We start from the raw sequence: 14255 nt of genomic DNA on the forward strand, positions 1-14255 counted from the left end.
TGAACTTGTAAGAGTGTATGGAGTAATGAGGTAATATACATAATAATGGAGATAGAATTAGTTATTTTATAAGTGTGTATGAAGCAAATGAATACGGTAAGAACGGTGATATATGGTACAATAGCTATGGATAGTGATAGAGATAAAGGGTATATAAAATACTCATCGTTTTTTAGTAAGAGAGGGGTTATCTTATGCTATACGAGGATTTGGAGACATTATTTCAAACAGCTCCGAAAGAAGATAGAGGCGGATGGAAATATATAATCCAAGAACAAAATGATACATTTAAAATTGGTGATGAAATACTGAAAAATCAAATGAGTGTCGAATTGTATTTTAATGAATACGATGAGGTGAAAATCACTTTATATAAAGATGGAATTCCCATTACGACTATGCAAAAAATTACGATTTCAAAAGTTGAATTAGACGAAGATGAAGAAGGTATTCAATTTGTTTTAGAACGCATGCCTAGTCGAATGATTCGGTTGCAGTTAAAGCCGTATTTAGCATTAGAAATGGGACCGTACTGGGAAGTATGTGATGATTGTGAATGAACATAAAAAGCATCCAATAACATGGATGCTTTTTTATGTTTTTTGAAGTTGTTTAAACGCAATGATTGGAAGTATAACAATACTTACCCATCCGATGATAGGATATAGAATGTGAAGTAAGTCACTGTAACCGATGTAACTAAAGCAATAACTAATTAGTAAAATGAAGAAAATAATATTGTGATTTTTCCACCCAGTAATAGATTGCATCTGTTTTGTCATTCCGAACACATTACCAACTAAAGTTGTGAAAACTTCACCGAAAATAATGAGAACGAAGAAGAAGTGAAAAGTTGCATTAAATCTTCTTATGACTTCAGCCATTGGGATGTTATATTGATAAAATTGATCGACTGATAAGATTGCTAAATGGCTGCATAATAAAATTAAAGAAAGTCCAGCACCACCTAAAATCCCACCCCAAAAAATGGCTTTTCGATCCTTTACTTCACTGGCTAATGGGACGAGAACACTTTGGGCGAGAGAAAGGTTTAAGGCGACATATGTAATAGGGCTAGTAATCCATTTCATATTCCAGCTCTCTGCAGGAATAGTGTTATTAATAGGAGGTGTACCGTGAAAAAAGGTTGTAATAGCAAGTCCGATAATAAAAATCATCATAATAGGTACGACAAGTGTATTTACTTCAAAAACACCTTGTAACCCGCGGCTACTTATAATGAGACAAGCGATAACTGTAATGAGAATACCGAGTTGTCTTGGTAAGCGAAGTTGCTCTTCAAATACTGCACCAGCGCCTGATAACATAACGCTCGTTACGCCGAATAAAACGAGTAATAATAATGTGTTTACAACATTCCCAAATACATCCCCAAATAAATATTTGTTAAATTCTTGCGCTGAAAATGCCCCGATTTGTGATGAAAGTAACATCATCTTTGTACCAAGCCAAATAAAAAAAAATCCACTTACACATATGCCAATTGTCCCGTATAATCCATTCACTGTGAAAAATTCAACAATTTCTCGTCCAGTAGCAAATCCAGCTCCAACGACAGTTCCGATATAAGTAGCAGCTACTTTCTTTGCTACTTGCCATTGTTGATTGTCCATGTTATCCCTCTTTCTACTATGATGAGCTTGATGTACTATTATGCATATGTATGAGCTTGGACAATTAGACGTATGAAGTGGTTGAAAAAATACATGAATTAAATGATATTAGGGAAGCATTAAAGGTGTTAAAACTTTGTTACATATAAGCCAATTGTTCGAAAGGAAAGGGAATGTATGGTAAAATGTAATTAAGTAATTAAAAGATAAACATTACAAAATGATAAGAGGAGTGATTGTATGAGTACGAAAACAAATGTTGTTGAAGTATTAAACAAGCAGGTAGCAAACTGGAATGTGTTATATGTTAAATTACATAATTATCACTGGTATGTGACAGGGCCACACTTCTTTACATTACATGAGAAATTTGAAGAGTTTTATAATGAGGCTGGAACGTATATTGATGAGTTAGCAGAACGTATTTTAGCTTTAGAAGGTAAACCATTAGCGACAATGAAAGAATATCTCGCAACATCTAGTGTCAGCGAAGGGACAAGCAAAGAATCTGCAGAAGAAATGGTGCAAACATTAGTGAATGATTATTCTGCACTTATTCAAGAATTAAAAGAAGGTATGGAAGTTGCGGGTGAAGCTGGCGATGAAACATCAGCTGACATGCTGTTAGCAATTCATACAACATTAGAACAGCATGTATGGATGCTAAGTGCATTCTTAAAATAACGATAAATATATAGAAACCCATTGAAAAATTATTTCAATGGGTTTTTTTATGATTTTTCAGTTTTCTTTTATGCTATAATATAGTAAAAAGGAGGCGATGCGATGTTTCGCTTTTTCAGAACTGGAAAAGAAGAGCGGGAAATTACGAAAGATGAATTAGAACAAGCGATGGCTCAGTTTTTAGAAACGAATGCTAATATCGTTTATACAGTATTAGTAAATGATGATTATACAGTAAATTATGATTTGTTAAAACCATATTTACCTGCATTTCCAACAAATGTTTTTCTCATAACGAAGGAAACGCTTGAGGTATTTGAACATACAGCAGAAAATTTAAACCTAGTGAAAGAAATTGATGTCGTACAAAAAGCAGTAGATCAATACGTAACAGAAAAAGAAATGTTCCCAATTGTTGAAGGTAGCGAAGATCGCCTCATATGTGGAATGAAATTAGGACCTTACTTAAATCGTAGCTTAAAAAGAGACTTATATATTTCAGAAAAACATTATTTAGTTTCAAGTAAACCAGATAGAAAAAAACAAAAGAGTGGGTAGACGTAATGAAAACAACAATACATATATTGTTGTCTTTTTTTGTTTGTTAAAATATTGATTTTTCAGTCTATTCTTATTTATACTAAATGTATTGGACAGGGAAGAGCAACTATTAAGCATCATTCTGAGAATAAGGTATTGTTAGCGTGGGTTATACAAAGTGGTATAAAGATTCGCAAACAAATATTATAAAAGGTTTCGGGGGAATTGGTACATGAAAAATAGTATGACTTACATTCAATTATTAAATGAAACGTTACGTTGTTATGCAAATAAAGGAAGTTTTGAAGCGTACAATTATATAATGGAAAACGCTACAGGTGTAATAGGGAATGAGGCGCAAATATATAATTTTAAGTATGCACTCGCAAGTGCATCGGGACTTGAAAAAGAAGCATTACATTTAATGAGAGAGGCCATTATAGAAAAGGGATTCTGGTATGGAAATGAGTATTTAATTTCCGACGAAGATTTAAAATCACTACATAAATTTGAAGAATTTCATACAATGGTGCAATTATGTAAAGAAAGAGAAGAATTAGCACATAAAAAGGAAAGACCAGATGTGAAATATATATACAGTAAGAAAGAGGGAAATCTACTACTTACATTGCATGGTAACCAAGAAAATATACAAATAGTAGAACCATATTGGAAATCTGTTTTGATACAAGATTATATGTTAGCTTTACCACAGTCTTCACAAATTGAGTTTTCAGATGGATTTGTTTGGGAGGATATAGAGAGAGGGAAAGAGGAATTAAAAGAGCATTACAATAAGTTTATAGAAAATCATACAGTAGAAAGTGTAATCATTGGTGGTTTTTCTGCAGGGGCGAGAGTAGCTTTATATACGATTTTACAACAAGATATAAATGTAGATGGTTTTGTTTTTATGGCACCATGGCTTCCCGAGATTGAAGAATGGGATGAGTTGCTAAGAGTGCTGAAGGATAAACATATAAAAGGATATATAGTATGCGGGGATCAAGATGAAGATTGTTTCGAATCCACGCAGCAATTTGTACAACTATTAAGAGAGAAAAATATAGAACATAAGTATAAAGTTGTGCCTGACTTAGATCATGATTATCCTATTAACTTTGAAGAGCTATTAAAAGAAGCTATTGAATATATAGGAAATGAAAACAATAAGTAGTAAGAAAAAGAGATGCATCACATGTGATGCATCTCTTTTTAGAATTATAAATTAAAAGCATTTGCTAGTAAGCGATAAGAATTTAATTTATGTTCAAATTGATGAGTAATCGTGACAATCATAAATTCGTCAGTATTGTATGCTTTGCTTAAGTTTATTATTTTTTCTTTTACAGAAGACGGATCACCAACAATCATACGTTGACGATTTTCTTTTATACGGAATAAATCATAAGCGCTGTATGAATAATTTTGAGCAGTTTCAATAGAAGGTGTACCAGTAGTTCGTTTTCCTTGCTCTAATAATAAGATTGATAGATCTAAACTAGAAGCAATTTTTTCCGCTTCTTCATTTGTTTCTCCGCATATAACAAAGATGGCAACGATTGAATTAGGCTTATCTCCTAAAAATGAAGGCTCATATTGTTCTTGGTAAGCCCTCATAACTTCAGGGCCTCCGAAGCCGTTAATAAATTGTGCAAATGCGAAAGAAGCTCCGTTGTTTGCAGCAATTTTAGCGCTCTCTCCGCTAGAACCGAGCATCCACATTTCAGGAGACGTTGGGATAACTGGAGTGGCTTTTAAGTTTGCATAGTGATGGTTTTCTGGTACTTGATCATGTAAGTACATTGCAACGTCTGCAATTTGTTCTGGATATTGATCAAGTGAGACCATTTTCCCTTCTTGAAGTGCGCGAGTTGCTATTGGCATACCACCAGGTGCTCTACCAACACCGAGATCGATGCGGTTCGGATACAATGCTTCTAGAACACGGAAATTCTCAGCAACTTTATATGGGCTATAATGCGGTAACATAACACCACCTGAACCGACTCTAATACGGTCCGTTTTTGCGGCAATATGAGAAATAAGTATTTCTGGACTTGAACCAGCTAAGCTTACGGAATTATGATGTTCGGATACCCAAAAACGTGTGAATCCGAGTTTTTCAACTTCTTGTGCAAGCGTAACTGTATGTGAAAAAGCTTGGGCTGCTGTGCTACCATCTGAAATAGGTGATTGGTCTAATACACTTAACTTGATCATAGAATATACCTCTCAATCTTAATGTACATCCTATTATATATTTACTTATGAAAAATGCGTAGTGAAATGCTCAAAATGAAAAGCGGATAATCTTATTTCCGCTTTTAACGAGAAAATCCGCGTTCATAATGATTCATTTCGACTAGATTTAAAATATATTCATAGTTGTCAATTTCACGCTTTAGTTGTTCACGTTCTTTTTCAGATAGTGTCATATTGCTAAATTTTTTACATAAGTTTTGTTTCTTTAATTCTAAATGTTTTTTTGTAGCATCGTAGTCATAAGTATGTTTCATTTTTAACCACTCCTTCTTTGTAGTTGCTATATTATACGAAGTATAAAGAAAAGTGAGATCTGTCTCTTATGTACTTTTAGTGAATATTCAAATTGCAATGGTGTTATGTTTATGGGGATTTATGAATAAAATGCACTAAACCACTAACGTCCATTTGATGAAGTAAGGGGTGGAATTGTGCAGAAAGATATAATGTATAACACTGAAATGGATGAAGCGTTAAAAGTTATAGATAAAGGATTGAAGAAGACGATAAGCCCAAAACAGATTATTGTAGTGGGAGCTGGTATGGCTGGGTTAGTTTCAGCATCTTTATTAAAGGCTGCAGGACATGATGTGAAAATTTTTGAAGCAAATAACCGGGTAGGTGGCCGTATAGAAACAGTGAGAATGGAAGATACCGGATTATATTTAGATGTTGGAGCAATGAGAATTCCGTATTCGCATACATTAACGATGGCATATATAAGAAAATTTGGGCTACAGGTGAGTCCTTTTATTAATAGGAATGAGACGGATATTATATACGTAAATGGACGGAAAACGACGTTAAAACAATATGAAAAAGATCCAAGTATTCTAAGATATCCTGTGGAAATGAATGAAGTTGGAAAAACGTCAGAGGAATTATTATTGTTAGCGGTACAGCCCGTTATAAATTTTATAAAAAAGAACCCAGAAAAAAATTGGGATATTGTTGTAAAGGATTTTGGGAGATACTCTACTGGACAATTTTTAAAGTATCATCCTTATCAGTATAATACTTACTTTTCGCCAGTAACAATTGAGATGATTGGTGTTTTATTAGATTTAGAAGGTTTTTTGGAACGGTCGTTTGTAGAGACTTTACGCTTTCTATACATTATGCAAGAGGAGAGCGGATTTTGTGAAATTGTGGGCGGGAATGATAGATTGCCAAAGTCATTTTTACCGCAATTAGAAGAGAATATTATATATAATCAAAAATTAATGAAGTTACATCAACACGATAATGGTGTGACAGCTTTCTATCGGAACGAGGAAACTTTTGAATATAGTAGTATTACAGGAGATTTAGTTATTGTTACCATTCCGTTTTCGACAATGCGTTTTGTAGAAGTAGATCCGTTTGATTCTATATCTCATGAAAAATGGAAAGCAATTCGTGAATTACATTATATGCCTGCGACGAAAATAGGAATTCAATTTAAAAGCCGATTTTGGGAAGAACAAGGACAATTAGGTGGCAGAATTATAACAGATTTGCCAATTCGTTATGCCTATTATCCAAGTTATGGAATTGGGGAGGAAGGACCGGCTATGATGTTAGGTAGCTATACATGGTCTTATGACGCGTTGTTATGGGATGGTTTATCAAAAGGGGATCGTATTTATTACGCATTACACAACTTAGCAACAATATTAGGTGGTCAAGTGTATGATGAGTTCATATCTGGAATTTCAAAAAGCTGGACATTGGATCCGTATGCGCTTGGAGGATTTGCACTTTTTCAAGCAGGTCAAGAATCTGAGCTGCAACCAGCGATTGTCAAACCAGAGGGGAGAATATTCTTCGCTGGAGATCATACAACGCTATATCACGGATGGATTCAAGGTGCGATTGAATCTGGAATTCGTGTAGCGGTGGAAGTGAATGAGTAAAAGGTTTTCAATTCAGAAAATTCTTTACTATATAACTTCAGATGGATATTATTATATATAAAAGAAATATAGGGAGTGTTTACAGTGAATCCATTATTATTCGATTTTCCTTCTGAATTTTATACTGACAGACTTTTTATTCGAATGCCGAAACCAGGAGATGGTAAAGTTGTATATGATGCAATTCAGGCTTCAATACAAGAACTAAAACCTTGGATGGTGTTTGCACAAAAAGAGCAAACAGAGCAAGAAGTAGAAGAAAGTATTAGAAAATCACATATTCAATTTTTGCAACGTGAGGATTTAAGATTACTAGTATTTTCGAAAGAAACAGGTGAATTTATTGCTTCAGCCGGATTACATCGTATTAATTGGGATATACCCCAATTTGAAATCGGATATTGGATTGATACAAGGTTTAGCGGAAAAGGCTATATGGTAGAGGCTGCGAAAGGTATAACGGATTACGCTTTTTCTGAATTGAAAGCAAACCGTGTAGAAATTCGTTGTGATTCTTTCAATAAGAAGAGTAGAGCGATACCTGAGAAATTAGGTTTTAAGTTAGAAGGTACGTTAGAAAGTGCGAGTGTTGCGGTAGATGGAAACGGATTAAGAGATATGTGTGTATTTGCCATGACTAGAAATACATATGAAAAAGAAGAGCTGTAAGAAAACAGCTCTTCTTTTTATGCATTATGGTACAGGATGTCCATTAGAGCTTTCGAAAATTGTAAACCATTGTTGACGGTCTAAGTTAACTTTTGTAGCAAGAGCGGCAGTTTTTACGCGATCTAATTTACCAGAGCCAACGATTGGCATCATATTAGCTGGATGAGCAAGTAACCAAGCATACATAACCGTATCTATACTAGAAACACCTAGCTCAGTAGCAACTTTTTGCACAGTTTCACGTACACGTACAGCACGTTCTGATTGACCAGTAAAAATCTCCCCACCAGCAAGAGGTGACCAAATCATTGGATTGATTCGTTTTTCTTGGCATAAGTCAATTGTTCCTTTTTCAAAATGCTCAAGCTGCAATGCAGAAACTTCAATTTGGTTCGTAATAAGTGGAAAATCTAAGTACGAATTTAACATATTAAATTGTGAAGGTAAGAAGTTAGATACACCGAAGTGACGAACTTTTCCTTCTTGTTTTAATTGTGAAAAGGCTTTTGCCACTTCATTTGGATCCATAAAAGGATCGGGACGATGAATAAGTAATACGTCAATATAATCTGTATGTAAATTTTTAAGTGATGCTTCTACACTTTGCATAATATGCTCTGTACTAGTATTGTAGTGAGCAACATATCGTTCTGGAAATTTCGGTGATGGGGGAGCGATTCCACACTTTGTAATAATTTGCATGTTTTCTCGTAAGGAAGGCTTTAATTGTAAAGCTTCGCCAAATAACCCTTCACACGTATATGCGCCGTAAATATCAGCGTGATCAAAAGTAGTAATTCCCATATCCATACAATCTTCAATGAAAGAAAGTAATTCTTGTTTTGTCATATTCCATTCTGCTAAACGCCAAAATCCTTGAATAATACGAGAAAATTCTAGCGTTTCAGCCATTTGAACTCGCTCCATTATAAGTACCCCCTTGATGAATAATAATGTTTTGAAAAGGCTTTCTTACTACATATTATTATATAGTTAATTAGGTGTACAGACAATAAATATGTTTTGCTATAAAAACGATTTTTTCTATCATGCCTTTCGAGAGGACTCCCATCTCTAAACGTAAATGAAGGTGGTGAGGTGAATCGAAAGGAATATTTTATTTTTGAGAAAAAAACGGAAACGTATGTTCTTTTTTGCTATAATATCCTTAACAAGGAGGTGAATAAAATGGCAAAAGAAAATCCATCAAACTATAAAACTCTTCAAATCTGGATAAAAAAAGGGCATCGTATGTATTCTTATTTTCAAGAATGTTGTCATAACGCTAAGAATATGTACAACACCACAAACTTTTATATACGCCAGGTGTACACTGGATTAACACAAGAAAAAGAGTTGCAGCCTTTGCAAAAAGAAGTTCTGGATAATATTCATAAAAATATTGGGAAGATGAATGACACACAACGTCTTGTCTATCGGAAGAAATTGGAAAAAGAGAAAGTAAAGCCTAAAGAAGAACAGAAAGAGATTACATGTAATTTGTTTTCAGAACCTAATTTTGAAAAACCTTATGTAGATTACAACTTTCTAGATGCACTATTTAAGGCTATGATTCAAAATGATTATCGAGCTTTGCCTACGCAATGTAGCCAGTCCATCATGAAAGGTTTGTTCCAAAATTGGAAATCTTTTTTTGCTAGTTTAAAAGACTATAAAAAGAATCCAAACAAATATGATGGAATGCCTAGGATTCCAAAGTATATTCGTTCTTCTGAAAAAGAGATTCTGTATACAAACCAAGATTGCATCATTAAAAACGGTAGATTTTTAAAGTTTCCAAAGACGAAATTGCAATTAAATATTGGGAAACTAGGTTTCACTGAAGGTAAACTGAAACAAGTTCGTGTGATTCCAAAATACAATGAATATGTAGTGGAATTGGTAATTGATGTTCCTTCTGAACAACAAATGATTGAAGAGAATGCTCGTTATATGAGTATTGATTTAGGGATTGATAACCTTGCAACCATCGTAACAAACACAGGTATGAAACCTGTCCTTGTTAAGGGCAAACATGTCAAAAGCATAAATCAATATTACAACAAAATGAAGAGTCATTTTACAAGCATTCTTAGAAATGGAAAACAAACGAATGAAGGACCTTTTACTTCTAAAAGGATAGAAAAACTTCATCAAAAACGTTACTTGAAAATAAAAGACGTCTTCCATAAAGTTAGTCACCACATCGTAAAACTAGCTCAAGAAGAAGAAGTTTGTAAAATCGTTATTGGTCAAAACAAAAGTTGGAAACAAGAAACGAATATGGGAAAAAGAAATAACCAATCGTTTTGTCATATCCCGCATAATTTACTGATTCAAATGATTACATACAAAGCAAATGCTGTAGGCATTCAAGTTGTTGTAACTGAAGAATCATATACATCGAAAGCAAGTTTTCTGGATAACGACTTCATTCCAACGTATGGAGAAAATGACCAAAATACAACTTTTTCAGGAAAACGAATAAAGCGCGGTATATATCGTTCAGCAAATAAAACTTTAATTAATGCAGATGTAAATGCTGCGGCTAACATTTTACGAAAAGTAATCCCAAATGCATGGACAAATGGGATAGAGGGGTTAGGCGTGAAACAGCTCGCTAATGTGTTAACTCCCCTGACGTTAATCGTCCGTTAGGTCGAAACGTTAGAAACCCCCACTTCAAGCTTTGTTAAGTGGGGGAGTGTTCATATGCTATAATGTAGAAACATATAGCTATAAGGAGATGTACGAAATGATTCCAGTAACAATATTAACTGGTTTTCTTGGATCTGGGAAAACGACATTATTAAATCGTATTTTATCAGAAAATCACGGTAAGAAATTAGCGGTGATTGTAAATGAAATAGGGCAAATTGGCATTGATAATCAGTTGATTATGAATGTGGAAGAAGAAATTATGGAAATGACAAATGGCTGTTTATGCTGTACTGTACGTGAAGATTTACTCGTTGCTTTAAAACAGTTACTGGACGTAAAAGCGGAAGGGAAAATGGATTTTGATGGTTTAGTAATTGAAACGACTGGCCTTGCAAATCCAGGCCCGATTATTCAAACATTCTTTTTAGATCCAGTTATTCAATCTGCTTACCAAATTAACGGTGTTGTAACGGTAGTAGATAGTTATCATATACATAAACATTTTGAAAAAGGATTAGAAGCAAAAGAGCAAATTGCGTTTGCTGATGTCGTTTTAGTAAATAAATTAGATTTAATTGAAGAGAATGAGAAAGAACATCTCTTGCATGAAATTCAAGGAATTAACCCGACTGCAAAGTTAATTGAGGCGACTAACTGTGAGGTAGATATACCATCTTTATTACAAATCCAAACGTTTAAAACGAAAGATACGTTGCAAATTTACCCTCATAAAGAACATAACCACTTAGAAGGTGTGAAATCATTTGTATTACGTGAAGAACGTCCGCTGGATTTACAAAAGCTTAATGAGTGGATGTCAGCTGTCGTTCAAGAGCTAGGGGAATATTTATATCGTTACAAAGGAATTTTATCGATAGATGGAGTAGATAAACGTATCGTTTTCCAAGGTGTACATACGTTATTTGCTGCTTCGTACGATAGAGAGTGGCAAGAGGGAGAAGAGCGAGTAAGTGAAGTAGTTTTTATCGGAAGAGATATTAATAAAGAGTGGTTCCAAGAACATTTCGAGGAGTGTGTGAAATAAGTCTGCGTAAATTGCAGGCTTATTTTTTATGAGCATTCTATTAGATTGCAAAACAGAATTAAATAAGGGAGAGAAACTAAAAATTGATAAATGTATAATAAAAAGCCTGTTTTCACAGGCTTGTATTTTCGTCTATTAGTAACTCCATTACAACACCTACAACTGGACCTTCATCATCAATACCCCCATTTAAGCGGAAACCAAATGATTCATACAGTCCCATTGCAAGTTTGTTGTCTGGATGTAAACTTAAGTAAATTATTTTGCATTCAAATTTTTCTTGTAAGAATTGAATGAGTAAGCGAAGGAAACGTTTTGCGTATCCTTTTCCTTGATATTGTTGGTCAATCATAAAGCGATCGAGCCATACACTTTTATGTTTTACTGAATACCATCCATACATTGCGTATCCTACAAGTGTTTCTCCATCATATAAACCTACTGACGTTCCGTTTCCTTCATATAATGATTCTGCTAAAGAAAACGCGTTACTTTCAATAAATTGTTGCTGATCTTTTGCGACGTCTAAAGCAACTACTGAACGCCAATTTTTTGCTGTTACTTCACAAATGTGAAGATTCATAATTCCAACTCACCTTCTAAATTAATATAGCTTTAAAGCTAATATGGATAATTTTACTTGTTATTTTGGTCAAGTCAAGGATAAATACATAAAAAGGCAGCTGAATAACAAATTCAGCTGCCTAGAAAGTGTAATGGATTAGTTTGTTGCTTCTTTCAATGTGTTTACGTTTTCTTCCATTAAAGTAAAGTAATCTTTATTATTTTTTGCATCATCTTCAGAAATAGTAGCTAAGTGATTTAAGCGTAAAACTTTTGTACCAGTTTCTTTTTGAATTACGGATGCTACTTTTGGAGTAGAGAATGTTTCGAATAAAATATATTTTAGATTATGTTCTTTTACTGTTTTTGTAATGTCAGCAAGCTGCTTTTGAGATGGTTCATCAGAAGCTGAAATTCCAGCGATAGGAATTTGTTTTAGGCCGTATCGTTGTTCCCAGTAACCATAGGCAGCATGAGAAACTAAAATTTCTTTCGTTTTTGCGTTCGCTACAGCTGCCTTAAATCCATCGTCTAAATCAGTAAATTTAGTTTGAAGTGCTGCAAAGTTTTTTTCGAATTCTTGTTTATGTTCAGGTTGTAATTCTACAAGTGCATTTTTAATTTTTTCTGCCTGTTTCATTGCTAGAGTAGGATCTAACCAAACATGCGGGTCTTTATCGTGATGATGTTCATCTTCTTTATGGCCATCTCCATGATCATGATGTTCTTCTTCAGTAGAAGCACGAAGCTCAATACCTTTAGATGCATTTACAATTTTAACATTTTCTTTTTGTAATGTTTTTTCCATTTTTTCAGCAAATGGTTCTAATTCAGCGCCGTTATAAACAAATAAATCGGCTTTTGCAACTTGTACCGTTTGTTTTTGACTTGGTTCAAATGTATGTGAATCTGCACCAGGTGGGTAAATCGCTTCAACATTTACATAGTCGCCACCGATTTTCTTTGCGAAATCAGCAAGTGGGAAAATCGTTGTATAAACTGTTAGCTTTCCATCTTTCTTGGCATTACTTTCTTTTTTATTTGAGCAGCCAGCGAAAATTAAGGTAAAAATAAGTAAGAATGAAAATATAGTCAATCTTTTAGGCATGAAGTTCTCCTCTTTTCTTTTTTACGGATATATTTTCCCCAATAATAGAAGAAAAATATCATTTTAATACAAAACGGAATAATTACGTTTTAGTTTGCGAACTTAGTATAATACATCTTTAATAAAGTTGCAATAAATAATAATCATTCCGATTTGTTTTTGTTATAAAGTTGTCAAATATAGGGGTATTATTTTTGCAAATGCATGCATATGTGACAACGCTGTTTTCATATATTGAAAAGGAGGTAAAGAGGGGGATGAGCGCTTGGGTTACTTAATGGAAGCTATTTTATTAATATTAGCGGTAGTATTGCCATTATCTTTCGTATTAATTTTTTTAAGAAGATTAATAAGTAATTTAGGGGACGCTACAACAATAACGAAATTACAAGAGAGAGATGAGAAAAAAGAGTGAGTAAAGCACTATGCGTACGCATAGTGTTTTACTTGTGGTAAAATAAGAGCAGGAAACTCCTAAAGGTTGTATTTTACTAAAGGAGAGAAAAGTAAAATAAGAGGTATATGCATATATGAATAAGCGAACAGCGTTAATACTCGGTGCAAGTGGTTTAGTTGGACAAGAGATAACGCGTCTATTACTTGAATCAGATTACTACGATTCGGTTACTATTTTTGTAAGAGAGCCAATGCAATTGCAACATGAGAAGTTACAGCAGAAACAAGTTGATTTTTCGGTATTAGAGGAATATAAAGAGTTCTTTGCTGTGGATGATGTTTTTAGTTGCTTAGGAACAACAATAAAAAAAGCAAAAACAAAAGCAAATTTTAAAAAAGTAGATTATGAATATACGTTACGAGCTGCTTGTTTAGCTGAAAAACAAGGGGTACAAAATTTCCTTGTCGTGTCTTCTATGGGAGCGAATCCTAAATCATTCTTCTTTTATTCACAAGTGAAAGGAAAAATGGAAGAAGAATTGCAAAAGTTAGTGATTGGTGGTATTCACATTTTTAGACCATCATTATTAGTAGGAAATCGACAAGAATTTCGTTTCGGCGAACGAATGGCTGAAAAGTTATCTCGTATTATTCCGTTTATCTTTAAAGGAGCTTTCAAAAAATATAAACCAATTTCAGCTAAAGATGTGGCGAAAGGGATGTATATAACCGCGCTGCGAGAAGAATCGGGTATCCATACTTATAATTCAAATGAAATTACAACGATAGAATAA

16 protein-coding genes are annotated in these 14255 nt (G+C 33.9%); 10 read left to right on the forward strand and 6 right to left on the reverse strand.

The window, feature by feature from the left end; genetic code table 11:
- Nucleotides 1-194: 194 nt before the first annotated feature.
- Entirely contained in the window at nucleotides 195-560 is a 366-nt protein-coding gene (locus HFD78_RS16025; RefSeq protein WP_000965059.1) for a DUF3979 family protein, read from the forward strand.
- Between the two features lie 33 nt (nucleotides 561-593).
- On the opposite strand, the gene HFD78_RS16030 is transcribed toward HFD78_RS16025, so the two are convergent.
- Entirely contained in the window at nucleotides 594-1634 is a 1041-nt protein-coding gene (locus HFD78_RS16030) for a YkvI family membrane protein (protein WP_000370203.1), read from the reverse strand.
- Nucleotides 1635-1874: 240 nt separating this feature from the next.
- Between HFD78_RS16030 and HFD78_RS16035 the strand changes: the two genes are divergently transcribed.
- The 3 genes from HFD78_RS16035 to HFD78_RS16045 all read left to right on the forward strand — a co-directional run bounded on the left by HFD78_RS16035 (nucleotide 1875) and on the right by HFD78_RS16045 (nucleotide 4035).
- Nucleotides 1875-2318 (forward strand): Dps family protein, encoded by a 444-nt coding sequence (locus HFD78_RS16035; protein WP_000105199.1) that lies wholly within the window; start codon nucleotides 1875-1877, stop codon nucleotides 2316-2318.
- 102 nt (nucleotides 2319-2420) lie between these two features.
- On the forward strand, nucleotides 2421-2876 hold the full coding sequence (locus tag HFD78_RS16040; RefSeq protein WP_000488206.1) for a DUF3939 domain-containing protein: 456 nt from the start codon (nucleotides 2421-2423) through the stop codon (nucleotides 2874-2876).
- 214 nt (nucleotides 2877-3090) lie between these two features.
- Complete coding sequence (locus tag HFD78_RS16045; RefSeq protein ID WP_000798319.1) at nucleotides 3091-4035, forward strand: alpha/beta hydrolase; 945 nt, start codon at nucleotides 3091-3093, stop codon at nucleotides 4033-4035.
- A gap of 44 nt (nucleotides 4036-4079) precedes the next feature.
- Here the strand turns inward: HFD78_RS16045 and HFD78_RS16050 are convergent, their stop codons facing one another.
- Nucleotides 4080-5081, reverse strand: coding sequence for an LLM class flavin-dependent oxidoreductase (locus HFD78_RS16050; protein WP_000594042.1), 1002 nt, complete (start codon nucleotides 5079-5081; stop codon nucleotides 4080-4082).
- Nucleotides 5082-5185: 104 nt separating this feature from the next.
- The gene (locus tag HFD78_RS16055) at nucleotides 5186-5377 is read right to left on the reverse strand and encodes a DUF3896 family protein (RefSeq protein WP_000683354.1); all 192 of its coding nucleotides are present in this window, start codon (nucleotides 5375-5377) and stop codon (nucleotides 5186-5188) included.
- 177 nt (nucleotides 5378-5554) lie between these two features.
- Between HFD78_RS16055 and HFD78_RS16060 the strand changes: the two genes are divergently transcribed.
- Nucleotides 5555-7018 (forward strand): flavin monoamine oxidase family protein, encoded by a 1464-nt coding sequence (locus HFD78_RS16060; RefSeq protein ID WP_001168117.1) that lies wholly within the window; start codon nucleotides 5555-5557, stop codon nucleotides 7016-7018.
- 84 nt (nucleotides 7019-7102) lie between these two features.
- Nucleotides 7103-7687, forward strand: a complete 585-nt coding sequence (locus HFD78_RS16065; protein WP_001068749.1) for a GNAT family N-acetyltransferase — start codon at nucleotides 7103-7105, stop codon at nucleotides 7685-7687.
- Between the two features lie 24 nt (nucleotides 7688-7711).
- Here the strand turns inward: HFD78_RS16065 and HFD78_RS16070 are convergent, their stop codons facing one another.
- On the reverse strand, nucleotides 7712-8614 hold the full coding sequence (locus HFD78_RS16070; RefSeq protein WP_000442784.1) for an aldo/keto reductase: 903 nt from the start codon (nucleotides 8612-8614) through the stop codon (nucleotides 7712-7714).
- A 261-nt stretch (nucleotides 8615-8875) separates the two neighbouring features.
- Here HFD78_RS16070 and HFD78_RS16075 point away from each other — a divergent pair, with 261 nt between their 5' ends.
- Both HFD78_RS16075 and HFD78_RS16080 read left to right on the forward strand, forming a co-directional pair.
- Nucleotides 8876-10345, forward strand: coding sequence for an RNA-guided endonuclease InsQ/TnpB family protein (locus tag HFD78_RS16075; protein ID WP_001040871.1), 1470 nt, complete (start codon nucleotides 8876-8878; stop codon nucleotides 10343-10345).
- A 97-nt stretch (nucleotides 10346-10442) separates the two neighbouring features.
- Nucleotides 10443-11393: a CobW family GTP-binding protein gene (locus tag HFD78_RS16080; protein ID WP_000613419.1), complete on the forward strand. Its 951-nt coding sequence runs from the start codon at nucleotides 10443-10445 to the stop codon at nucleotides 11391-11393.
- 112 nt (nucleotides 11394-11505) lie between these two features.
- Here the strand turns inward: HFD78_RS16080 and HFD78_RS16085 are convergent, their stop codons facing one another.
- Nucleotides 11506-11976 (reverse strand): GNAT family N-acetyltransferase, encoded by a 471-nt coding sequence (locus HFD78_RS16085; protein WP_001048680.1) that lies wholly within the window; start codon nucleotides 11974-11976, stop codon nucleotides 11506-11508.
- A 138-nt stretch (nucleotides 11977-12114) separates the two neighbouring features.
- Nucleotides 12115-13065 (reverse strand): metal ABC transporter substrate-binding protein, encoded by a 951-nt coding sequence (locus HFD78_RS16090; protein ID WP_001126151.1) that lies wholly within the window; start codon nucleotides 13063-13065, stop codon nucleotides 12115-12117.
- Between the two features lie 265 nt (nucleotides 13066-13330).
- Here HFD78_RS16090 and HFD78_RS16095 point away from each other — a divergent pair, with 265 nt between their 5' ends.
- Complete coding sequence (locus tag HFD78_RS16095) at nucleotides 13331-13480, forward strand: hypothetical protein (protein ID WP_000540932.1); 150 nt, start codon at nucleotides 13331-13333, stop codon at nucleotides 13478-13480.
- A gap of 115 nt (nucleotides 13481-13595) precedes the next feature.
- On the forward strand, nucleotides 13596-14255 hold the full coding sequence (locus HFD78_RS16100) for an oxidoreductase (RefSeq protein WP_001042736.1): 660 nt from the start codon (nucleotides 13596-13598) through the stop codon (nucleotides 14253-14255).

Source organism: Bacillus sp. EKM501B (assembly GCF_011800505.1).
GTDB lineage: Bacteria > Bacillota > Bacilli > Bacillales > Bacillaceae_G > Bacillus_A > Bacillus_A cereus.